This is a genomic window from Burkholderia sp. USMB20, assembly GCF_000949135.2.
Taxonomy (GTDB): domain Bacteria; phylum Pseudomonadota; class Gammaproteobacteria; order Burkholderiales; family Burkholderiaceae; genus Burkholderia.
Map to the genome: position 1 here is coordinate 408,968 of NZ_JTAN02000005.1, position 20,487 is coordinate 429,454.

Consider the following 20,487-nt stretch of genomic DNA (forward strand, 5'->3'; position numbering starts at 1 on the left):
TGCGCGTGCGATCGTGAACGATCGCACGCGCCCGAATCCACACGAAACGTACCCTGGGCGCCACGCGGCGATGCTGCACCGTTGCGTGGCGCCGTTCTTCATCGACAATGCGGCTCAGCCCGCCGCAAGACGCCTGGGCACGACATCCGGCCACAGGTTCGCGCGCTCGACGAGTTGATCGTTGCCGGTATGTTCGCGGGAGTGGCGGCTCATCCCGCCGCGCCTCGGCACGAAGGGTACGGCAGCGATAGTCATCGATCGGCTCCATGAACGGCACACGTCCGGCATCGGCCGGACGGCATGGAGTGCGATGTCATTGCAGCGGGATCGACGTTCCGGCGCCGAATGGCCGGCCTTGATGCGAATTTTTCCGATTTTCGCGTGCGGGTTGCGGATACATGCCGGCGCGCCGCACGGACCACACTCACAGCGGCGTCAGCACCGCCTCCCCGGCGAAATATCGCGCCGCATTGTCGAGAAACTGCTGGACCGAGCGATCGAGCGCCTCCGGCGACCAGCCGCCCATGTGCGGCGTCAGCACGATATTGTCGAGCGCCGTCAGCGCGCGCGGCGGCTCCGGCTCGCCTTCGTAGACGTCGAGCCCCGCGCCCGCGATGCGCCGTTCGCGCAGCGCATCCGCCAAAGCGGCGGTATCGACAACGCTGCCGCGCGACACGTTGACGAGAAACCCGCCGGGGCCGAGCGCATCGAGCACCGCGCGGTCGATGAGGTGACGCGTGCCCGCGCCGCCCGGCGTCGCGACGATCAGGAAATCGGCCCATTGCGCGAGCGCCTCGACGCGCTCGAAATAGCGATACGGAACATCCTTCCCGGAACGGTTGTGATAACCGATCTCGATGTCGAAGCCGGCCGCGCGCCGCGCGCACTTCTCGCCGATCTTGCCGAGCCCGACGATACCGAGCTTCTTGCCCGACACGTTCGGCGGCATCGGCAGCGCGTCGCGCCATACGCCCGCGCGGGTCTTCGCATCGAGTTGCACGACGTTGCGCACCGCCGCCAGCAGCAGCGCGAACGCATGATCGGCGACGCAATCGTCGTTGGTGCCCGCGCCCGTCACCACGGTGATGCCGCGCGCCTTCGCATGCGCGACGTCGATGTGCTCGTAGCCGGCGCCGAGCGCGCTGACGAACGTGAGCTGCGGCAGACGGTCGATTTCAGCGGCTGTCAGGCCCGTGCTGCCGTTGGTCAACACCGCGCGAATCGTGCGGCCGTGTTCGGCGATCGCGCGCTCGCGTTCCTCGGCGGTCGGTGCATGGTGGACGTCGTACGACGCGGCGATCTCGCGGTGCGCGTCGTCGCGCAGCGCGATAAGGACCAGTAGCTCGGGTTTCATGTCAGCAAGTGTCCGCAGGCGGGAATGCGCTCCAGTGTAACAACGGCGTGCGACGCATGCGGGTTACCCCCACGCGTGCTGTGGACGTGCCGCCGCACGCGGTTTGCCAAAGCCGACTCAGTCAAGTAACTTTCGGCGTACGTCCCCGTTCTGGAGAAAGGCCCCGATGAAGCTCGCCCTGCCCGCCCGCATCCTGGGCCTCGCGTTCGCCGCCGCAGTCGTCGCACCCGGCGCGCACGCCGACACGCCCGTCGTGGTGTCATCGAAAATCGACACCGAAGGCAACCTGCTCGGCAACGTCATCGCACAGGTGCTGAAGGCCCACGGCATCCCCGTCACCGAAAAGATCGCGCTCGGCACGACCCCGATCGTGCGCAAGGCGCTCACGAGCGGCGAGATCGACATCTACCCCGAATACACGGGCAACGCGGCGTTCTTCTTCAACAAGGCCGACGATCCCCTGTGGAAGAACGCGAGCCAGGGCTACGACACCGCGAAGAAGCTCGACTACGCGGCGAACCATCTCGTCTGGCTGACGCCGGCGCCCGCGAACAACACGTGGGGCGTCGCCGTGCTCGCGCCGGTCGCGCAAGCGCAGCACCTGAAGACCTTCTCCGACTTCGGCAAGTGGATCGCGGGCGGCGGCAAGCTGAAGCTCGCGGCATCGGCCGAGTTCGTGAACAGCGCATCCGCGCTGCCGTCGTTCGAAAAGGCATACGGCTTCAAGCTGAAACCCGATCAGCTCGTCGTGCTGTCGGGCGGCGACACGGCCGCGACGATCAAGGCCGCCGCGAACCAGACCGACGGCGTGAACGCGGCGATGGTGTACGGCACCGACGGCGGCATCTCGTCGAGCGGCCTCGTCGTGCTCGACGACGACAAGCACGTGCAGCCCGTCTATGCGCCGACGCCGGTGATTCGCGAAGCCGTGCTGAACGCGCATCCGCAAATCGCCGACTTCCTGAAACCCGTGTTCGCGAGCCTCGACCTGAAGACGCTGCAGACGCTGAACGCGCGCATCCAGATCAACGGCGAACCGGCGGCCGGCGTGGCCAAAAGCTACCTGAAGTCGAAAGGCTTCGTTAAGTGACGGGTCGCGCGGTGGCGTCCGCGCGGCGCATCACGCTCGACAAGGTCGGTATCCTGATCGGTGTCCTGACGATCGTGGCGGTGTTCGGCATGCCGTTCATGGTGCTGCGGCCGAACCGTATCGCGGCCGGCACGGGGCTGTCGGTATTCGCCGCGCTGCCCGCCGTGCAGGGTGCCGCGCTCGCCGCGCTGTGGCTCGTCGGCGCGTTGTGGGCGATGACGGCGAGCCGTCCCGCATGGCGGCTCGCGGCCGGCTGCACGTGGCTCGCGACGCTGGCCTACGCGGTCGGTGCGGCGGCGACGCACGCCGTCGCCCCCGCCGACGAGCGCTCGCACCGTGTCGCCCCGGCGGCGTGTGCTGCTGCTGTTCGCGTGGGCGTGCCTCGTCGCCGAACGCGCTCGCGCGGCTCGGCCTTCGGCCCGTGGCGGCCGCTCTTCGCGCTCGCCGTCGCCGTGGCAGCGATAATCGCTGCCGGCTCGCGAGCGGCTGGTGGACGGCTGTCCGTGATGCGCGAATACGCGGTGCGCAGCGACGACTTCTGGCGGGCGAGGCGATCCGGCACGTCGCGCTCGCGCGGCTCGGTCGCGGCGCGCTCGTCGCGGCCTGCCGCTCGGATCGCATGCGCGCGGTCGCGCCGGTGCGCACCGTCGTGATGCCGGTGCTCAATATCGTGCAGACGATCCCGAGCATCGCGATGTACGGGCTGATGATGGCGCCGCTCGGCCTGCTCGCCGCGCACGTGCCGCTCGCGGCCGCGCTCGGCATCCGCGGGATCGGCGTCGCGCCGGCCGTGCTCGCGCTGTTTCTCTACTCGCTGCTGCCGATCGCGTCGAGCGTCGTGGTCGGGCTCGAACAGGTGCCGCCGCACGTGACCGAAGCAGCACGCGCGATGGGCATGACGCGCGCGCAGCGGCTGCTGCGCGTCGATCTCGTGCTCGCGTTGCCGGTGATCCTGAGCGGCGTGCGCATCGTGCTGGTGCAGAACATCGGCCTGACCGCGGTCGCCGCGCTGATCGGCGGCGGCGGGTTCGGCATCTTCATCTTCCAGGGAATCGGGCAATCGGCCGCCGATCTCGTGCTGCTCGGCGCGATCCCGACGATCGCGCTCGCGCTGGCGGCCGCCGTCGTGTTCGAAGCCGCGACCACGCTCGCGAAGGAACGTACCGCATGATCGAGATCGAACGCATCGGCAAACGCTTCGGCGACGTCGTCGCCGTCGACGACGTATCGATGACGATGAAGCAAGGCACGATCACCGCGCTCGTCGGCGCATCGGGCAGCGGCAAGTCGACGCTGCTGCGGATGATCAACCGGCTGATCGCGCCGACCGGCGGCACGATCCGCATCGACGGCGTCGACACCGCGAGCGTGCCGCCCGAGCAGTTGCGGCGGCGCATCGGCTACGTGATCCAGGGGCACGGCCTGTTCCCGCACTGGAGCGTCGCGCGCAATATCGCGACCGTGCCGCGCCTGCTCGGCTGGCCGGCCGAGCGCATCGACGCGCGCGTGCGCGAACTGCTCGACCTGTTTCATCTCGCGCCGTCCGAATTCGCGGACAAGCTGCCGCACGAACTGTCGGGCGGCCAGCAGCAGCGCGTCGGCGTCGCGCGCGCGCTCGCGGCCGAGCCCGCGATGCTGCTGATGGACGAGCCGTTCGGCGCCCTCGATCCGATCATCCGCAACAAGGCGCAGGACGATCTGTACGCATTGCAGCGCCGCCTCGGCATCACGGTCGTGATCGTCACGCACGATATCGAGGAAGCGCTGAAGCTCGGCGACACGATCGCGGTGATGGACGGCGGACGGCTGCTGCAGGTCGCGTCGCCGGCCGAGATTCTCGGCAAGCCGGCGGCGGGTGTCGTCGAGCAGCTCGTCGCCGGCGTCGACCGGCCGCTGCGCCTGCTCGCGCTGACGCCGATCGACGCGGTGGCCGAGCCCGGCCACGCCGACGGCGAACCGATCGCCGCGACACGCACGCTGCGCGACGCGGTGTCCGAGCTGCTGTGGCGCGGAGCGGACGCATTGCCGGTCGAAGGCGGCAACGGGCCCGACGTGCGCCGCATCACGCTCGACGCGATCCGCGCGCACGCGAGGAAGCCCGCATGACGACGCGGCCCGCGCGTTCGCATTCGCCCCGGCCGCGGCGGCTGCCCGCGCATGTCGCACGCGCGGCCGCGCTCGCGCTGCTGCTCGTGCTGCTGTTGCGCCCCGCGTGGCTGCAGGGCGTGTTCGCGCCGTTCGCGGACAACGGCGCGCCGGTCATCTACGACCGCGCGAGCCTGCTCGATCTCACGCTCGCGCATCTCGGCACCGTCGCGCTGTCGAGCCTGCTCGGCACGCTGGTCGCGGTCGCGGCCGGGATCGCGGTCACGCGGCCGGCCGGCGCGGATTTCCTGCCGGTCGCGCGCAGCGTCGTCGACATCGGCCAGACCTTTCCGCCCGTCGCGGTGCTCGCGCTCGCGGTACCGGCCGTCGGCTTCGGGTTGAAACCGGTGCTGATCGCGCTCGTGCTGTACGGGCTCCTGCCGGTTTTCGAGAGCACGATCGCGGGGCTCGAGGACGTGCCGCGCGACGTCGTCGACGCCGCGCGCGGGATGGGGATGAGCGGCTGGCAGCAGCTGGTGTCGGTCGAGCTGCCGCTCGCGTTTCCGGTGATCGTGAACGGCATCCGGCTCGCGGTCGTGATCAATCTCGGCACCGCGACGATCGGCTCGACGGTTGCCGCGCGCGGGCTCGGCGACGTGATCATCGCGGGCCTGCAGACGTCGAACACCGCGTTCGTGCTGCAGGGCGGCGTGATCGTCGGGCTGCTCGCGGTGCTGGTCAGCGATGCGATCGGGGCGATCGCGCGAGTGGCGGGCGCGCGGCGGGCGTAGCACGCGGCAGGCGGATTACGCACCCGCAGTCGTTGCGTCGCGGGAGAACAAGGGGGCGCAAAAAAAACGGGCGCGCTTCATCCGGACTCCGATGCGTGTTCGTGCAACGATCCTGTCTGCGCACCGCGCGCATCGATACAAGCCTACATCGTGCTTTCATTCGAGCCTGCGCTCGAACGCGCACGACGATTGGCCGATATACTATGCGCCTCTCATTTCCCCGCACTCCACCATGCGACGACGGTTTCTCTGGCTGATCGTGCTTTCGCTCGGCATTGCGCAACAGGCGTCGGCGCAGCAGGCGCCCACCCTGCCTGCCTCCGCGCCCGAAGCGGCCGCATCCGCGCCGAGCATGGCCTCCGCACCGCTCGCGAACGATCAGCCGAACGAAGAAAACCGCCGCATCACGTCGTACCTGACCAGGAAATTCGGTGTCGCGAAAGAGCGCGCCGCGAAGCTCGCCGATATCGTGAGCGTCACTGCGACGAAATATTCACTGCCTCCGGCACTCGTTTACGCGATTATCTCGATCGAATCGCGCTTCCAGGAAAAGGCGCGCGGCCAGCACGGCGCGACCGGGCTGATGCAGGTCGTGCCGTCCGCGCACCGCGGCATGCTGCGCGACGTGAAGGACCTCACCGAGCCGAATGCGAACGTCGAAGCGGGCTCCAAAATCCTGTCGGGCTATGTGCGGGCGGCCGGCGGCAACGTGCAAGCCGGGCTGAGGAGTTATGGCGGCTCCAACGCGTATGCGGCGAAGGTGATGCAGCGGGTCGACGCGTTCCGCTTCGTGCTCGAACCGGAAGACGGCGCGAAAGGCTCGAACGACACGAACCCGCGCATGGTGCCGGTCAGCGATCCGTCGACCGCGGCGCCCGCCGCGAGCCGCAACGCAAAGTAGGCGCACCGCGCGCGTCAGAGCAGCTCGACGTTGACCTTGGGCACCATGGGCGCAATCCGCAGGACGCGCTCGGCCTGAGCTCGCACGTACTCCGAAATACGGTGTACCCATGCACGCTCGTCGCCTGCGTACACGCCGGATTCCGCCAGTTCGGGAGCCAGCTTCCCGGCCAGCGTCGCCATCCGCGTCATTTCACGCGCAACGAGCGCCGGCCGGATCCGCACACGATGCGCGAAGTCCGCGAGCGCGAAAGCCGTGAGCTCCTCGGTGCGAAACACATCGCCGTACGCCATCGCCATGTCCTGCACATAGGCGTCGCCGTAGACATTCACGCACACCAGGTCGTAAAGCGGCGCCGGATCGAGCCCGCCGCTGCTGACGAAAAACGAAATGTTCTTGCCGTGCGCGTCGCTGTTGCCGATCAGCAGCTGCAACAACGCCCAGCGCAACATGGCCGAACGCGCGGCGGCGGGCGTCTCGAGAAACGGCGTCAGCGAAAACAGCTTTTCGAAGCTCACGCCTTCGCGGATATTGCGTACGTCCGCATTGTTGCCGAGATTGCGTTCGTATTTGAGTGTCGCCGGCAAGTCGAGGGCCTGGCATCCATCGATGACATGAAGTCGCCGCACCGCGCTCACGCGCTGCGGATCCTCCGGATCGGTCGTCACGACCCGGTCGAATCGTTCGATCAGCAGAATTGGTTCGGGGATGCGCCGAATCTCGACATGCGCGACCGGCAAGCCCATGCGGGCCGCCAGCGTCATGCAGAAATGCTCGTTGGCCACCATGAACGGCGCCTGCGGGCTGCGCGACTCAGGCTTCAGAATGTGCGAACTGCTGAGCGCCCCGTCGACAAGCGCATACCGTTCACCCTCGACGAGCACCTGCAGTTTGTCCTGATGGCCGGCGATCGACAGGCGTACCTGATCGTCCCACACGGGAAACGGAATCGCATCGCGCTTGCGGATACGATCGGTCAGTTCCTCCGCGGAGATCGGTCGGCGCACGGGTTCGAGGGTTTCAGGCGCCCGTGCGGGCGAACCGTCGTCCGGAACGAAGCTCAACGCACCGACGGGCTCCTTGCCGAGCATTCGAATCAGGCCGAAAACGTTGTCCTTCGACATCTGATACATCGAGGCGGCCACGTCGAGTGCACGGCCCTCGGGCAGCAGGTTGCCCACGAAGCGCTGGATCGCGCCCGACGGCGGGATTCCCCCGTCGAGCGGAATGCACGGCGACAGCGCAAACGCATCGCCGCGTGCCAGCCACGCCGGATCGTAGGAAAAGCCGTAGTCGTCGCGGCGGGCATCGTAAGTCAACTGCCCGACCGGCGAGCCATCGGCCGAAATGCGCAGACGATGGATCATCACGGGCCCTCGGGCAAACCGGACGAGCCTGGCAAAGCGGCGCGCACCGTCGCGGTGTCACGCAATGCGTTGCGCGCCGCCGGGACGTCGCGTTTCGGCACGACGAGCAAATTGAGGCCGAAGCCGTCCAGTACCTTGAACAGCTTGTCGAGACTCACCGCGCGGCCGTTTTCGAGCCGCGACAGGACGTCCTTGGAGACGCCGAGCATGTCGGCCGCATCGTCGATCCGCATCTGGTTCTGCGCGCGCCGGTTGCGCACGAGCGCGCCCAGGGCGGCAAGGTCCGGTGCGAACGGGTCGGGTGCCGCGATGGGTTGCGGTAAGGTTCGGGCCATAATTCCGAAATTTCAGGAACAAAGCGCCGTCACAGGCAGCTGACGGCATAGTTACGTAAATATCGGAATTATAATGGTTCAACGGCCGAACGGCCAATTGTTCCGGTATTTCAGGAATAAAATCGAGAACGGCACGTGACCGTCGATTATTCGCATATTTCAGGAATTATAAATGGAAACGGCGACGCCTCCGCGCCGCCGTCTCGCACTGACCGGATCCCGCCGACCAGCCCTACCCGCTCAAAGCTGCCCCGCCGCCCCCGTCCACCGCAGGTAATCCCCGCGCGTCCAGTCGAGCGACACGCCCACGCGCTTCGTCCCCGGCCGGATCTTCGGCTTGTACATCGACAGCGTCAGCGACTCCAGCGCGGGCCATTCGCGGAACGACAGCACCGCGAGATCGGCGACGAGCGTCTCCAGCAGCCGCGTATGCGGCTTGTGCGACAGGAACGACGCGACGCGCGCGCAGTAGCCGTCGTAGTCGATCCACTCGCCCTGCTCGCTCGGCTCGCAGCGATACCCGAGCCGCGCATCGATCACGATCGGCTGCGGCGCCTCGTGCTCGTGCGCGTGGATGCCGATCCGCGCGGGCACCTTCAGTTCGTCGACGAACACGCTCCAGCCGCGCCCGCGCAGGCGCGGCGCGTCGATCGCCACGAACGGTTCGTCGAACGGCTTCATGATGCGAGCGGCGCCGCGGCGTCGAGCATGATGCGCACGAAATAGTCGGCGAAGCTGCGGCGCAGGACGATCTCGAACGTATCGTCGCCGGTCGGGATCAGCGTGATCGGCGACTTGAAGTAGTGCGACTGCGCGCACTGGCCCGGCTTGAGCACACGCGGATGCAGGTCGAGCGGGCAGCCGCGCGCGATCACGTCGCGCACGCGTTCGCCGCTGACCTCGACGACCGTGTAGCCGCTGCCGACGTCGACGGCCGCCGCATACGAACCCTGCACGGCCTCCGCGAGCTGCGCCTCGAGCACGCCCGCCTGCACGGGCCCGTTCGAGCGCACGAGCCACTCGTCGGGACCGAGCCACAGCACGTCGTACTCGGCGCCGCGCGCGACCGTGTTCGGCACCGCCGGCGGCCGGCAGCCGACCACGCGCTCGAACGCGCTGACGAATGCCGGGTCGCTCAGCTCGCCGCGCACGTTCACGAGATCGAGGAACGGCCGCTCGCGCAGCGTGAACTTCTTCGATGCGCGCGCCTGGTGCAGCTTCAGCACATCGGCCGCGCCGACGAACGGCGATTCAAGCGTCACGCCCGCGCCCGCCACCGGCGTCTGGTTTCTCGTTTCATTCCACATGCTGGCGCACCCCTTCGGTATCGTAGAAAACCGGGCTCGAGATCTTCGCGGTGATGCGCTTGCCGTTGGCCAGCGGAATCACGACGCTCTCGCCCATCTTGTTCAGGCCGCCCTTCACCACCGCCAGCGCAATCGAGCGCTTCAGGATCGGGCTGTAATAACTCGACGTCACGTGGCCGATCATCGGCGTCGGATCGACCGCCGACACCTGCGTGTCCTTCGCGATGATCTGCGCGCCTTCCGGCAGCACGAACTGTTCGTCCTCGGTCAGCAGGCCGACGAACTGCTTGCGGCCTTCCTTCGACGTATCGGAGCGCGACAGCGAACGCTTGCCGAGGAAGTCCTTCGACTTCGCGACGAGCCCGCCCATCCCGAGGTCGTACGGCGTGATCGAGCCGTCGGTGTCCTGGCCGACGATGATGTAGCCCTTCTCCGCGCGCAGCACGTGCATCGTTTCCGTGCCGTACGGCGTGATGTCGAACTCGGCACCGGCTGCCATCAGCGCTTCCCACACCGCGCGGCCCGCGTTGGCCGGCACGTTCACTTCATAGGCGAGCTCGCCCGAGAAGCTGATCCGCATCACGCGCGCCTTCGCGCCCGCGACGGTGCCGTTCCGGTAGCTCATGAACGGGAACGCGTCGTTGCCGAAGTCGATGTCCTGGCAGACCTTCTGCACGACCTTGCGGCTCTTCGGGCCGACCACCGCGAACGTCGCCCAGTGATCGGTGACGGACGCGAGCCGCACCTTCATGTCGGGCCATTCGGTCTGCAGCCAGCGCTCGAGCCACGTGAGCACGCGCGCCGCGCCGCCGGTGGTCGTCGTCATCATGAAATGCTGGTCGGCGAGGCGCACCGTCACGCCGTCGTCGAACACCATCCCGTTTTCGTCGAGCATCAGCCCGTAGCGGCACTTGCCGATCTCGAGCTTGTTCCACGGGTTCGTGTACATCCAGTTCAGCAGCTTCACCGCGTCCGGGCCCTGGATGTCGATCTTGCCGAGCGTCGACGCGTCGAGGATGCCGACGCCGTTGCGCACCGCGAGGCATTCGCGCTTCACGGCCGCATGCAGGTCCTCGCCCTTCTTCGGGAAGTACCACGGCCGCTTCCAGTTGCCGACGTCCTCGAACATCGCACCGTGCTCGACGTGCCATTCGTGCACGGCCGTCTTGCGGATCGGGTCGAGGAAGTCGCCCGTCTCGCGGCCCGCGAACGTACCGAACGACACGGGCGTGTAGTTCGGGCGGAACGTCGTCGTGCCCGTTTCCGGAATCGTCTTGCCGAGCGCCTGCGCGAGGATCGCCATCCCGTTGATGTTGCCGAGCTTGCCCTGGTCGGTGCCGAAGCCCATCGCGGTGTAGCGCTTCACGTGCTCGACCGACTCGAAGCCTTCACGCGCGGCCAGCAGGATGTCGGCGGCCGCCACGTCGTTCTGGAAGTCGACGAACTGCTTCGGCCCGCGTGCGGCGGCCTCGCGGCTGCCGACGAGCCACAACGGCTGCAGCGCACCTTCGACGGTTTCCGCGACCTGCGGCGCGACGGGGCGCTGCGCGGCCGTGAAGCCCGCGGCCTTCGCCGCTTCGGCGCCCGCGTCGACCGCGAGCCGCAGCGCACGGGCGAGACCGAACTCGCCCGCGGCCGCACCGACGCTCGCTTCGGCCTGCACGGGCTTGCCCGGCAGGAAGCACGCCTTCTCGTCGCTCCAGCACGCCTTGCCGCCCGACTGCGCGAACAGGTGCAGCACCGGGCTGAAGCCGCCCGACATCGCGACGAGGTCGCACGGCAGCGACTGCAGCTTGCCGCCGGTCTGGCCGTTCGAGTAGGACGCGACGTCGACCGACGATACGCGCCACTTGCCCGAAGCGGCCGTCACGACCGCACCGCTCATCACCGTCACGCCCTGCCGCTTCGCGGCCGCGGGCAGCGCGCCGTTCGACGACGCACGCGAATCGACGACGGTCACCTTCGCGCCGCATGCCTTCAGGTCGAGCGCGGTCTGGTACGCACGGTCGTTGTTCGTGAACACGACCACGTTGCGGCCCGGCAGCACGCCGTAGCGATGCACGTAGGTGGACACCGCGCCGGCGAGCATCACGCCCGGCAGGTCGTTGTTGCCGAACACGATCGGACGCTCGTGCGCGCCGGTCGCGAGGATCACGCGCTTCGCGCGGACCTTCCACAGCAGCTCGCGCGTGCCCTTGCGCATCGACACCGGCTGGTGATCGGTCAGGCGCTGCGTGACCGTCACGAGGTTGTGGTCCTGGTAGCCGAACGCCGTGCTGCGCGACAGGATCGTCACGTCGGGCAGCTTGCGCAGCTCGGCCTCGATCTTCTCGACCCACTGCAGCGCGGGCTTCGCGTCGATTTCCGCGCGGCACGACAGCAGGCTGCCGCCGAGTTCGCGCTGGTCGTCGACGAGGATCACGCGTGCGCCGGCGATCGCTGCCGCATGCGCGGCGGCGAGGCCCGACGGGCCACCGCCGACCACGAGCACGTCGCAGTGCGCGTAGCATTTGTCGTAGCGATCGGCGTCGAGCACTTCGGGCGCCTTGCCGAGGCCGGCGGCCTCACGGATCTTCTCTTCGTACTTCGGCCACATGTTGCGCGGCCACATGAAGGTCTTGTAGTAGAAGCCCGCCGGCATGAAGCGCGAGAACTTCTGGTTGATCGCGTACTTGTCGTTCTCGAGCGACGGCTCGGCGTTCACGCTCGTCGCGACGAGGCCCTGGTACAGCTCGATCTCGGTCGCGCGCGCGTTCGGCACCGTGTACGGGCCGGTTTCGAGCTGCACGACGGCATTCGGTTCCGCGACGTCCGCCGTCACGATCCCGCGCGGACGGTGGTACTTGAAGCTGCGCGCGACGAAGTGCACGCCGTTCGCGAGCAGCGCGGACGCGAGCGTGTCGCCCTGGAAGCCCTGGTACGTGCGGCCGTTGAACGTGAACGTCAGCGGAATCGCGCGATTGATGCGGCCACCGGTGCCGAGGCGGTCTTTCTGGCTCATTTGCTCGTGCCCTCTTCGTGTGCGTTGCCGGTGGCAGCCCCACCGAACTTTTCGTAGCCCTTGATATCGTAGGTCACCGTGTCGCGCGTCACCTTGAACCAGCGGCGGCAGCCCTGCGTGTGCAGCCATTGCTCCTTGTGCAGGCCGCGCTTGTTCTCGCGCATGAACACGTATTCGCCCCATTCGCGGTCGGTCATGGTCTCGTTCGCGACCGGGCGCACGATGTCGGCTTCACCGCCGCACGTGAACTCGGATTCGGCGCGCGGCCCGCACCACGGACATTCGATCAGCAACATGTTTCTTTCTCCAATGGTCGTCGGGTTTAGTGCGCAACGGCGGCAGCGCCGTGTTCGTCGATCAGGTGGCCCGTGTAGAAGCGGTCGAGCGCGAACGGGGCGTTCAGCGGATGCGGTTCGTCGCGGGCGATCGTGTGCGCGAACACCCAGCCCGAGCCCGGCGTCGCCTTGAAGCCGCCGGTACCCCAGCCGCAGTTGAAATAGAGGCCCTTCACGTCGGTCTTGGTGATGATCGGGCAGGCGTCCGGCGACACGTCGACGATGCCGCCCCACTGGCGGTTCATCCGCACGCGCGAGAACACCGGGAACATCTCGATGATCGCCTGCAGCGTGCTTTCGATGATGTGGAAGCTGCCGCGCTGGCCGAAGCCCGTGTACTGGTCGATACCGGCGCCGATCACGAGGTCGCCCTTGTCGGACTGGCTGATGTACGCGTGCACCGCGTTCGACATGATCACCGAGTTCACCACCGGCTTGATCGGCTCGGACACGAGTGCCTGCAGCGGGTGGCTTTCGATCGGCAGGCGCACGCCGGCCATGTCGGCGAGCGTCGTCGTGTTGCCGGCCGCGACCACCGCGACCTTCTTCGCCTTGATGAAGCCCTTCACCGTGTCGACGCCGACCACCGCGCCGCCTTCGCGGCGAATCCCCGTCACCTGGCAGTTCTGGATGATGTCGACACCGGCGCGGTCGGCGCCGCGCGCGAAGCCCCAGGCCACCGCGTCGTGACGCGCGACGCCCGCACGGCGCTGGATCGATGCGCCGAGCACCGGGTAGCGGCTGTTCAGGTTGATGGTCGGCTCGATTTCCTTGATCTGCGCGGGCGTCAGGAATTCGGCGTCGACGCCGTTCAGGCGGTTCGCGTTCACGCGACGCTCGGTGTCACGCACGTCCTGCAGCGTGTGCGCGAGGTTCATCACGCCGCGCTGGCTGAACATCACGTTGTAGTTGAGGTCCTGCGACAGCCCTTCCCACAGCTTCATCGCCTTCTCGTACAGCGCGGCCGATTCGTCCCACAGGTAGTTCGAGCGCACGATCGTCGTGTTGCGCGCGGTGTTGCCGCCGCCGATCCAGCCCTTCTCGAGGATCGCGACGTTCGTGATGCCGTGCTCCTTCGCGAGGTAGTACGCGGTCGCGAGGCCGTGGCCGCCGCCGCCGACGATCACGACGTCGTATTCCTTCTTCGGTTCCGGGCTCTTCCACTGCTTTTCCCAGTTCTCGTGATACGAGAGGCCGTTGCGGAACAGGCTGAATATCGAGTAGCGGCTCATGTTAGTGATCCTTCGTTAGCATTCGATGACGTTCACGGCAAGACCGCCGCGCGACGTTTCCTTGTATTTCGTCTTCATGTCGGCCCCCGTCTCGCGCATCGTCTTGATCACCGAATCAAGCGAGACGTAGTGCTGGCCGTTACCCTTGAGCGCCATGCGCGACGCGTTCAGCGCCTTGATCGCGCCCATCGCGTTGCGTTCGATGCACGGAATCTGCACGAGCCCGCCGACCGGATCGCAGGTCATGCCGAGGTTGTGCTCCATGCCGATCTCGGCCGCGTTCTCGACCTGGTCGGGCGTGCCGCCCATCACCGCGGCCAGCGCGGCGGCGGCCATCGAGCACGCGACACCCACTTCGCCCTGGCAGCCGACTTCCGCGCCGGAGATCGACGCCGTTTCCTTGTAGATGATCCCGATCGCCGCGGCCGTCAGCAGGAATTCGACGATGCCGGCTTCGTTCGAGCCCGGCACGAATTTCACGTAGTAGTGCAGCACCGCGGGAATCACGCCGGCCGCGCCGTTGGTCGGCGCGGTGACGACCCGGCCGCCGGCCGCGTTCTCTTCATTGACGGCCATCGCGTACAGGTTGACCCAGTCGAGCATCGACAGCGGATCGCGCAGCGACTCCTCCGAACGCGCGCGCAGGCGGCCGTTCAGTTCGGCCGCGCGGCGCTTCACGCGCATCGGGCCCGGCAGTTCGCCCTCGACCTTGCAGCCGCGCTCGACGCATGCGGCCATCGTGCGCCAGATCGCAAGCAGCCCGGCGCGCACTTCGTCCTCGGGGCGCAGCGCGCATTCGTTGCGCAGCATCAGTTCGGCGATCGACAGCCCGTGTTCGCGGCACTGGCGCATCAGGTCGTCGCCGGTGCGGAACGGATACGGCACCTCGACCGCCGCGCGCACGCCGTTCACGCGATCGCCGTCGCGGTTCACGACGAAGCCGCCGCCGACCGAGTAATACTCTTTCTCGACGAGCAGCTGGCCGTGCTCGTCGAACGCCTGGAAGCGCATCCCGTTCGGATGCACGATGCTCGTGCCGCTCATCAGCTTGCGGTAGAAGCCGATGTTCTCCTTCTCGTCGAAGCGGATCGTCTGCTTGCCGAGCAGCGCCAGCGACTTCTCCGCGCGGATCGCCGCGAGCCGCGGCTCGATCAGGTCCGGATCGATCGTGTCCGGCAGGTGGCCCTCGAGGCCGAGCAGCACCGCCTTGTCGGTGCCGTGGCCCTTGCCCGTTGCACCGAGCGAGCCGTATAGTTCGACCCGCACGCGGCGCACGAAGCCGAGCAGGTTCGCGTCCTCGATGTGCGACGCGAAGCGGCACGCGGCGATCATCGGGCCGACCGTATGCGAACTGGACGGGCCGATGCCGATCTTGAACAGGTCGAACGCGCTGACGTTCATCTGGCTTCCTCTGGGTGGGCGTACGTGAAATGTCGTTGGCATCAGTACATCAAAGCGTAAAATTGGCAGATAGAACAAAAACGGCATCGGCGTGGGATACCGCCGCCAAGCCCCGCGCAGGACGGCCGGAAAGTGCGTTTTGACGATGATCGGCGACGCAAAACCACAAGTCGGCCGGCGCGCCCGCAAGCAGAGTGCAACAAGTGAGACCCGCCTTCCCGGCGTGACGAGATTGACCGCGATGACACCCGACGTACCCGCTTTCCCCCTCGCCGAACCTGCGCCGCGGCGCATCCGCTTCGGCATCGTGCTGCTGCCGAACTTCACGCTCACGGCCTTCTCGGGTTTCGTCGACATGCTGCGGCTGTCGGCCGACGACGGCGACTACAGCAAGCCGGTGCGCTGCGCGTGGAGCGTGATCGGCGAAACGCTGGCGCCGGTGCGCGCGAGCTGCGGGATCCAGATCACGCCGTGGGAAACCTTCGAGAGCGCCGAGCCGTTCGACTACGTGGTCGTGGTCGGCGGGCTGCTGCATTCGGGGCCGCAAGCCGGCCCCGAAACGCTCGAGTTCGTGCGCCGCGCGGCGGCGGACGGCGCGACGGTCGTCGGCATCTGCACGGGCGTGTTCACGCTGATGCGCGCGAACGTGCTCGACGGCTACCGCACCTGCGTGAGCTGGTTCCACTATTGGGATTTCATCGAGCGCTTCCCGAACGCCGATCCGGACCTGCTGATTGCCGACCGCCTGTTCGTGATCGACCGGCGCCGGATCACCTGCTCGGGCGGCCGCGCGTCGATCGACGTCGCCGCCGCGATCCTGCTGCGCCATTTCGACCATGCGACCGTGCAGAAGGCGCTGCGCATCCTGCTGGTCGGCGAGATGCAGAAAGGCAATGCGCCGCAGCCGCATCCGCCGGGTCTCGAGCCGGCCACGCATCCGAAGGTCAAGCGCGCGATTCTCCTGATGGAACAGCATGTCGGGCGTGCGCTGCCGCTCGAGGAACTCGCGTGCAAGCTGGACATGTCGACCCGCCAGCTCGAGCGGCTGTTCAAGGCCGAGACGGGCAAGAGCCCGCAGGCATTCGCGAAGCAGGTGCGGCTGCGCACGGCCGCGTGGCTGCTGACCAGTTCCGACCGCACCGTCGCCGATATCGCGTCGAGCTGCGGGTTCGCCGACGCGTCGCACCTCGGCCGCGAGTTCCGCAAGCAGTTCGGCGTGCCGCCGGCGACGTATCGCGAGCGCGGCGGGGAAGTCGCGGAAGGCGGTATGTCGGCGGCGACCGATCCGGACCCCGTCGAAGACATCGCCGAGTGATTGACGGTCGCGCGCGCCGCCGGCGCGCGCTTCGTTCTTCGGCTTCGCGTCCGCCCTCCGCCCTCCGCCCTCCGCCTTTCGCCTTTCGCCTTTCGCCTTTCGCCCTCCCTTCCCCCTTCGCTCGCCCTCCAACAGCGCATCGAACTCGGCACAATCGCCATATTTCGCTGTCGATTGGAACCGGTTCCAGTCAATTTGACCGACGTTGCCACGCGTTGATCGAGGGTTATTCCGGATGCTGACGCACCTTCAAATTTGTATGATGACCACATCACCTTACAAACCAGAGCGCCATGTTCGAGAAAATTCCCGCCCGTGCGATGAGCGACCACGTCGCGCAGCAACTGCTGAAGCAGATCGAAGCCGGCAGTTTCTCGGCCACCGGCAAGCTGCCGACGGAAGCCGTGCTCGCGCAGGAATTCGGCGTGAGCCGCACCGTGATCCGCGAGGCGATCTCGCGCCTGAAGAACGAAGGCGTGGTCGAGCCGCGCCAGGGCAGCGGCGTGTACGTGAACCAGCACGGCGCGATCCGCCCGCTGCGGATCGACTACGCGGAAGCCGTCGAGGCGAGCTCGCTGCCGCACCTGCTCGCGGTGCGCCGCGCGATCGAGGCTGAAGTCGCAGCCGAAGCCGCGCTGCATCACACCGCCGACGACATGGCCGACATCGACGACGCGCTGCGCAAGATCGACGACGCGGTGGCCGAAGGGCGCGACGGTGTCGCGGAAGACGTCGCGTTCCACCGCACGATCGCGGCCGTCACCGGCAACCCGTATTTCCTGAAGACGCTGCAGTTCCTGAACCAGTACCTCGAGGCCGGCGTGAAGGTCACGCGGCGCAACGAAGCGACGCGCGAGGATTTCTCGCGGCAGGTGCGCGACGAACACGCGGCGATCGCCGACGCGATCCGCGCACGCGACCCGATGGCAGCGCGCAACGCGGCGCGCACGCACATGTACAACGCCGCGCGCCGCCTCGCGGAAGCCGGCATCTGTTGATGAACGAATGCGGCGGCCCGGGCCGAACCGGTGCCGTCGTTGTCCCGAACCTTTTCCGAATCGATCAAGGTTGACCATGTCACGAAATGTTGGAGTCATCGGCCTCGGCGCGATGGGCCTCGGCGTCGCCCGCTCGCTGCTGCGCGCGGGGTTCCGCGTGCACGCCTGCGACGTGCGCGACACCGTGCTGCAGGCATTCGCGGCCGACGGCGGCGTGGCCTGCGCGAACCCGGCCGAACTCGGCGCGCGGTGCGACGTCGTCGTCACGCTCGTCGTCAATGCCGCGCAGACCGAAACGGTGCTGTTCGGCGAGCACGGCGCGGTCGCGGCGATGAAGCCGGGCGGCGTCGTGATCGCGAGTGCGACCGTCGCGCCCGACTTCGCGGTCGCGCTCGGCACGCGCATCGAGGCCGCAGGCCTGCAGATGCTCGATGCGCCGGTGTCCGGCGGCGCCGCACGCGCGGCCTCCGGCGAGATGACGATGATGACGTCGGGCCCCGCCGCCGCGTATGCAGCTTGCGACGACGTGCTCGCCGCGATCGCCGGCAAGGTGTATCGCCTCGGCGACGCGCACGGCATCGGCTCGAAGGTGAAGATCATCAACCAGCTGCTGGCCGGCGTGCATATCGCGGCGGCCGCCGAGGCGATGGCGCTGGGCCTGCGCGAAGGCGTCGACGCCGACGCGCTGTACGACGTGATCACGCACAGCGCCGGCAACTCGTGGATGTTCGAGAACCGCGTGCCGCACATCCTGAACGGCGACTACACGCCGCTGTCGGCCGTCGACATCTTCGTGAAGGATCTCGGCCTCGTGCTCGATACCGCGCGCCGCAGCAAGTTCCCGCTGCCGCTGTCGGCCACCGCGCACCAGATGTTCATGAGCGCATCGAGCGCCGGCCACGGCGGCGAGGACGATTCCGCCGTGATCAAGACTTTCCCCGGCATCACGCTGCCGCCCGCCCGCTGATTCGAACGACGTTCCCGCCATGACCGCTTCCGCTTCCCGCCCCCTGCTCGGCTGCATCGCCGACGATTTCACCGGCGCGACCGATCTCGCGAACATGCTCGTCAAGAGCGGCATGCGTACCGTGCAGACGATCGGCGTGCCCGCCGGCGGCACCGCAATCGATGCCGACGCGATCGTCGTCGCGCTGAAGTCGCGCACGATTCCCGCCGCCGACGCCGTCGCGCAGTCGCTTGCCGCCTACGAATGGTTGCGCGCGCAAGGGTGCCGCCAGTTCTTCTTCAAGTATTGCTCGACGTTCGATTCGACCGATGCGGGCAACATCGGGCCGGTGGCCGACGCGCTGCTCGATGCGGCCGGCGGCGACTTCACGATTGCGTGCCCGGCGTTCCCGGAGAACGGCCGCACGATCTATCGCGGCCACCTGTTCGTCGGCGACGTGCTGCTGAACGAATCGGGGATGGAGAACCACCCGCTCACGCCGATGAAGGACGCTAACCTCGTGCGCGTGCTGCAGCGGCAGACGAAGTCGCAAGTCGGCCTGATCCGCTACGACACGATCGCGCTGGGTGCGGCCGCCGTGCGCGAGCGGATCGAGCAGCTGCGCGCGGAAGGCGCGCGCTTCGCGATCGCGGACGCGCTGTCGGATCACGACCTCTACGTGCTCGGCGAAGCGTGCGCGGGCCTGCCGCTCGTCACCGGCGGCTCGGGCGTCGCGCTCGGCCTGCCCGCGAATTTCCGCCGTGTGGACCAACTGCCCGAGCGCGACAACGCGGCCTCGCTGCCGCAGATCGACGGATCGTCGGCGGTGCTCGCCGGCAGCGCATCGAAGGCGACCAACGCACAGGTCGCCGCGTGGCGCGAAAACCGGCCGAGCTTCCGGATCGATCCGCTCGCGGCCTCGCGCGGCGAACCCGTCGTCGACGCGGCACTCGCGTTCGCACGCTCGCACCTGCCGCAGCCCGTGCTGATCTACGCGACCGCGACGCCCGACGAAGTGAAGGCCGTCCAGCAGGCGCTCGGCGTCGAAGCAGCCGGCCATCTCGTCGAAAGCACGCTCGCGGCGATCGCCCGCGGCCTGCGCGACCTCGGCGTGCGCAAGTTCGTCGTGGCCGGCGGCGAGACGTCCGGCGCGGTCGTGCAGGCGCTCGACGTGAAATCGCTGCAGATCGGCGCGCAGATCGATCCGGGCGTGCCGGCGACGGCCACCGTGGACGCGCAGCCGCTCGGCCTCGCGCTGAAATCCGGCAACTTCGGCACGGTGGACTTTTTCGACAAGGCGCTGCGCGCACTCGACGGAGCCGCATGATGAGTCACGAAGCGACACTGCGCGAAGAGATCTGCGTCGTCGGCGCGAGCCTGTATGCGCGCGGCCATGCGGTCGGCAGCGCCGGCAACATCAGCGCGCGCCTGGACGACGGCTGGTTGATCACGCCGACCGACGCGTGCCTCGGCCGCCTCGACCCGAACGACATCGCAAAGGTCGGCCTCGACGGCCAGCCGGTATCGGGCGGCAGGCCGTCGAAGACGCTTGCGCTGCATCGCGGGATCTACGCGCGCAACGCGCAAGCGCACGGCATCGTCCATACGCATTCGACGCACCTCGTCGCGCTGACGCTCGCGGGCGTGTGGCGCGACACCGACGTGCTGCCGCCGCTCACGCCGTACTACGTGATGAAGGTCGGCCACATTCCGCTGATCCGCTATCGCCGCCCCGGCGACCCGGCCGTCGCGGCCGAAGTCGCGGCGCTCGCCGACCAGGTGCGCGGCGTGCTGCTCGACCGCCTCGGCCCGGTGATGTGGGGTCCGTCGGTGTCGCACGCATCGTATGCGCTCGAGGAACTCGAGGAAACCGCGCGGCTGTGGCTGATGACGGACCCGAAGCCCGAGCCGCTGTCCGACGCGGCGCTCGACGAACTGCGCCAGGCCTTCGGCGCGCGCTGGTAACGCAACGCGTCGCGTATACGAATCACGCAGGACTCCATAACGATTCCCATGCCCGCCGTGTGCG

General features: G+C 67.9%; 19 protein-coding genes and 1 pseudogene. 10 read left to right on the forward strand and 10 right to left on the reverse strand.

Annotated features, from left to right (window positions below):
• Positions 1 to 114: 114 nt before the first annotated feature.
• Both PL79_RS36105 and PL79_RS09740 read right to left on the reverse strand, forming a co-directional pair.
• Complete coding sequence (locus PL79_RS36105; RefSeq protein WP_193759827.1) at positions 115 to 255, reverse strand: hypothetical protein; 141 nt, start codon at positions 253 to 255, stop codon at positions 115 to 117.
• 169 nt (positions 256 to 424) lie between these two features.
• Positions 425 to 1,354, reverse strand: a complete 930-nt coding sequence (locus PL79_RS09740; RefSeq protein WP_044844404.1) for a 2-hydroxyacid dehydrogenase — start codon at positions 1,352 to 1,354, stop codon at positions 425 to 427.
• A 166-nt stretch (positions 1,355 to 1,520) separates the two neighbouring features.
• On the opposite strand from PL79_RS09740, the gene osmF reads away from it, so the two are divergent.
• The 5 genes and pseudogenes from osmF to PL79_RS09765 all read left to right on the forward strand — a co-directional run bounded on the left by osmF (position 1,521) and on the right by PL79_RS09765 (position 6,221).
• Positions 1,521 to 2,444: a glycine betaine ABC transporter substrate-binding protein OsmF gene (gene osmF / locus PL79_RS09745; protein ID WP_044844405.1), complete on the forward strand. Its 924-nt coding sequence runs from the start codon at positions 1,521 to 1,523 to the stop codon at positions 2,442 to 2,444.
• Positions 2,441 to 3,615: pseudogene (locus PL79_RS09750) on the forward strand (ABC transporter permease). The gene osmF and the pseudogene PL79_RS09750 overlap by 4 nt, the downstream one beginning before the upstream one ends.
• Positions 3,612 to 4,550 (forward strand): ABC transporter ATP-binding protein, encoded by a 939-nt coding sequence (locus PL79_RS09755; protein WP_044844407.1) that lies wholly within the window; start codon positions 3,612 to 3,614, stop codon positions 4,548 to 4,550. Before PL79_RS09750 ends, PL79_RS09755 begins: the two are co-directional and overlap by 4 nt.
• Positions 4,547 to 5,320 carry an ABC transporter permease gene (locus PL79_RS09760; protein ID WP_044844408.1) on the forward strand — a complete coding sequence of 258 codons (774 nt, stop codon included), beginning with the start codon at positions 4,547 to 4,549 and terminating at the stop codon, positions 5,318 to 5,320. Before PL79_RS09755 ends, PL79_RS09760 begins: the two co-directional genes overlap by 4 nt.
• A gap of 232 nt (positions 5,321 to 5,552) precedes the next feature.
• Positions 5,553 to 6,221: a lytic transglycosylase domain-containing protein gene (locus PL79_RS09765; RefSeq protein WP_044844409.1), complete on the forward strand. Its 669-nt coding sequence runs from the start codon at positions 5,553 to 5,555 to the stop codon at positions 6,219 to 6,221.
• Between the two features lie 14 nt (positions 6,222 to 6,235).
• Here the strand turns inward: PL79_RS09765 and PL79_RS09770 are convergent, their stop codons facing one another.
• The 8 genes from PL79_RS09770 to PL79_RS09805 form a co-directional block, all read right to left on the reverse strand.
• Positions 6,236 to 7,588, reverse strand: coding sequence for a HipA domain-containing protein (locus PL79_RS09770; protein WP_044844410.1), 1,353 nt, complete (start codon positions 7,586 to 7,588; stop codon positions 6,236 to 6,238).
• Positions 7,588 to 7,923: a helix-turn-helix domain-containing protein gene (locus tag PL79_RS09775; RefSeq protein ID WP_044844411.1), complete on the reverse strand. Its 336-nt coding sequence runs from the start codon at positions 7,921 to 7,923 to the stop codon at positions 7,588 to 7,590. The genes PL79_RS09770 and PL79_RS09775 overlap by 1 nt, the downstream gene beginning before the upstream one ends.
• A 240-nt stretch (positions 7,924 to 8,163) precedes the next feature.
• The gene (locus PL79_RS09780; protein WP_006749884.1) at positions 8,164 to 8,604 is read right to left on the reverse strand and encodes a dihydroneopterin aldolase; all 441 of its coding nucleotides are present in this window, start codon (positions 8,602 to 8,604) and stop codon (positions 8,164 to 8,166) included.
• Positions 8,601 to 9,230, reverse strand: a complete 630-nt coding sequence (locus PL79_RS09785) for a sarcosine oxidase subunit gamma (RefSeq protein WP_044844412.1) — start codon at positions 9,228 to 9,230, stop codon at positions 8,601 to 8,603. The genes PL79_RS09780 and PL79_RS09785 overlap by 4 nt, the downstream gene beginning before the upstream one ends.
• Positions 9,220 to 12,231 (reverse strand): sarcosine oxidase subunit alpha family protein, encoded by a 3,012-nt coding sequence (locus PL79_RS09790; protein ID WP_044844413.1) that lies wholly within the window; start codon positions 12,229 to 12,231, stop codon positions 9,220 to 9,222. The genes PL79_RS09785 and PL79_RS09790 overlap by 11 nt, the downstream gene beginning before the upstream one ends.
• Complete coding sequence (locus PL79_RS09795) at positions 12,228 to 12,527, reverse strand: sarcosine oxidase subunit delta (RefSeq protein WP_044844414.1); 300 nt, start codon at positions 12,525 to 12,527, stop codon at positions 12,228 to 12,230. The genes PL79_RS09790 and PL79_RS09795 overlap by 4 nt, the downstream gene beginning before the upstream one ends.
• A 26-nt stretch (positions 12,528 to 12,553) precedes the next feature.
• Positions 12,554 to 13,798, reverse strand: coding sequence for a sarcosine oxidase subunit beta family protein (locus PL79_RS09800; protein WP_034180813.1), 1,245 nt, complete (start codon positions 13,796 to 13,798; stop codon positions 12,554 to 12,556).
• Positions 13,799 to 13,813: 15 nt separating this feature from the next.
• Positions 13,814 to 15,199: an L-serine ammonia-lyase gene (locus PL79_RS09805; RefSeq protein ID WP_044844415.1), complete on the reverse strand. Its 1,386-nt coding sequence runs from the start codon at positions 15,197 to 15,199 to the stop codon at positions 13,814 to 13,816.
• A gap of 241 nt (positions 15,200 to 15,440) precedes the next feature.
• Here PL79_RS09805 and PL79_RS09810 point away from each other — a divergent pair, with 241 nt between their 5' ends.
• From PL79_RS09810 to otnC, 5 genes are all read left to right on the forward strand, one after another.
• Positions 15,441 to 16,514: a GlxA family transcriptional regulator gene (locus PL79_RS09810; protein ID WP_044844416.1), complete on the forward strand. Its 1,074-nt coding sequence runs from the start codon at positions 15,441 to 15,443 to the stop codon at positions 16,512 to 16,514.
• 293 nt (positions 16,515 to 16,807) lie between these two features.
• On the forward strand, positions 16,808 to 17,512 hold the full coding sequence (locus PL79_RS09815) for a FadR/GntR family transcriptional regulator (protein ID WP_044844417.1): 705 nt from the start codon (positions 16,808 to 16,810) through the stop codon (positions 17,510 to 17,512).
• Positions 17,513 to 17,588: 76 nt separating this feature from the next.
• Complete coding sequence (gene ltnD, locus PL79_RS09820; RefSeq protein WP_044844418.1) at positions 17,589 to 18,479, forward strand: L-threonate dehydrogenase; 891 nt, start codon at positions 17,589 to 17,591, stop codon at positions 18,477 to 18,479.
• A gap of 19 nt (positions 18,480 to 18,498) precedes the next feature.
• Complete coding sequence (gene otnK, locus PL79_RS09825) at positions 18,499 to 19,785, forward strand: 3-oxo-tetronate kinase (protein WP_044844419.1); 1,287 nt, start codon at positions 18,499 to 18,501, stop codon at positions 19,783 to 19,785.
• Positions 19,785 to 20,423: a 3-oxo-tetronate 4-phosphate decarboxylase gene (gene otnC / locus PL79_RS09830; protein ID WP_044844447.1), complete on the forward strand. Its 639-nt coding sequence runs from the start codon at positions 19,785 to 19,787 to the stop codon at positions 20,421 to 20,423. Before otnK ends, otnC begins: the two co-directional genes overlap by 1 nt.
• Positions 20,424 to 20,487 lie beyond the last annotated feature (64 nt).

Coding starts and splice junctions, on each gene's coding strand:
- PL79_RS09790 (WP_044844413.1), bottom strand. CDS start 12,231: ATGAGCCAGAAAGACCGCCTCGGCACCGGTGGCCGCATCAATCGCGCG.
- osmF (WP_044844405.1), top strand. CDS start 1,521: ATGAAGCTCGCCCTGCCCGCCCGCATCCTGGGCCTCGCGTTCGCCGCC.
- PL79_RS09785 (WP_044844412.1), bottom strand. CDS start 9,230: ATGTGGAATGAAACGAGAAACCAGACGCCGGTGGCGGGCGCGGGCGTG.
- otnC (WP_044844447.1), top strand. CDS start 19,785: ATGAGTCACGAAGCGACACTGCGCGAAGAGATCTGCGTCGTCGGCGCG.
- PL79_RS09740 (WP_044844404.1), bottom strand. CDS start 1,354: ATGAAACCCGAGCTACTGGTCCTTATCGCGCTGCGCGACGACGCGCAC.
- PL79_RS09770 (WP_044844410.1), bottom strand. CDS start 7,588: ATGATCCATCGTCTGCGCATTTCGGCCGATGGCTCGCCGGTCGGGCAG.
- PL79_RS09810 (WP_044844416.1), top strand. CDS start 15,441: ATGACACCCGACGTACCCGCTTTCCCCCTCGCCGAACCTGCGCCGCGG.
- PL79_RS09780 (WP_006749884.1), bottom strand. CDS start 8,604: ATGAAGCCGTTCGACGAACCGTTCGTGGCGATCGACGCGCCGCGCCTG.
- PL79_RS09805 (WP_044844415.1), bottom strand. CDS start 15,199: ATGAACGTCAGCGCGTTCGACCTGTTCAAGATCGGCATCGGCCCGTCC.
- PL79_RS36105 (WP_193759827.1), bottom strand. CDS start 255: ATGACTATCGCTGCCGTACCCTTCGTGCCGAGGCGCGGCGGGATGAGC.
- ltnD (WP_044844418.1), top strand. CDS start 17,589: ATGTCACGAAATGTTGGAGTCATCGGCCTCGGCGCGATGGGCCTCGGC.
- PL79_RS09800 (WP_034180813.1), bottom strand. CDS start 13,798: ATGAGCCGCTACTCGATATTCAGCCTGTTCCGCAACGGCCTCTCGTAT.
- PL79_RS09760 (WP_044844408.1), top strand. CDS start 4,547: ATGACGACGCGGCCCGCGCGTTCGCATTCGCCCCGGCCGCGGCGGCTG.
- PL79_RS09815 (WP_044844417.1), top strand. CDS start 16,808: ATGTTCGAGAAAATTCCCGCCCGTGCGATGAGCGACCACGTCGCGCAG.
- PL79_RS09775 (WP_044844411.1), bottom strand. CDS start 7,923: ATGGCCCGAACCTTACCGCAACCCATCGCGGCACCCGACCCGTTCGCA.
- otnK (WP_044844419.1), top strand. CDS start 18,499: ATGACCGCTTCCGCTTCCCGCCCCCTGCTCGGCTGCATCGCCGACGAT.
- PL79_RS09765 (WP_044844409.1), top strand. CDS start 5,553: ATGCGACGACGGTTTCTCTGGCTGATCGTGCTTTCGCTCGGCATTGCG.
- PL79_RS09755 (WP_044844407.1), top strand. CDS start 3,612: ATGATCGAGATCGAACGCATCGGCAAACGCTTCGGCGACGTCGTCGCC.
- PL79_RS09795 (WP_044844414.1), bottom strand. CDS start 12,527: ATGTTGCTGATCGAATGTCCGTGGTGCGGGCCGCGCGCCGAATCCGAG.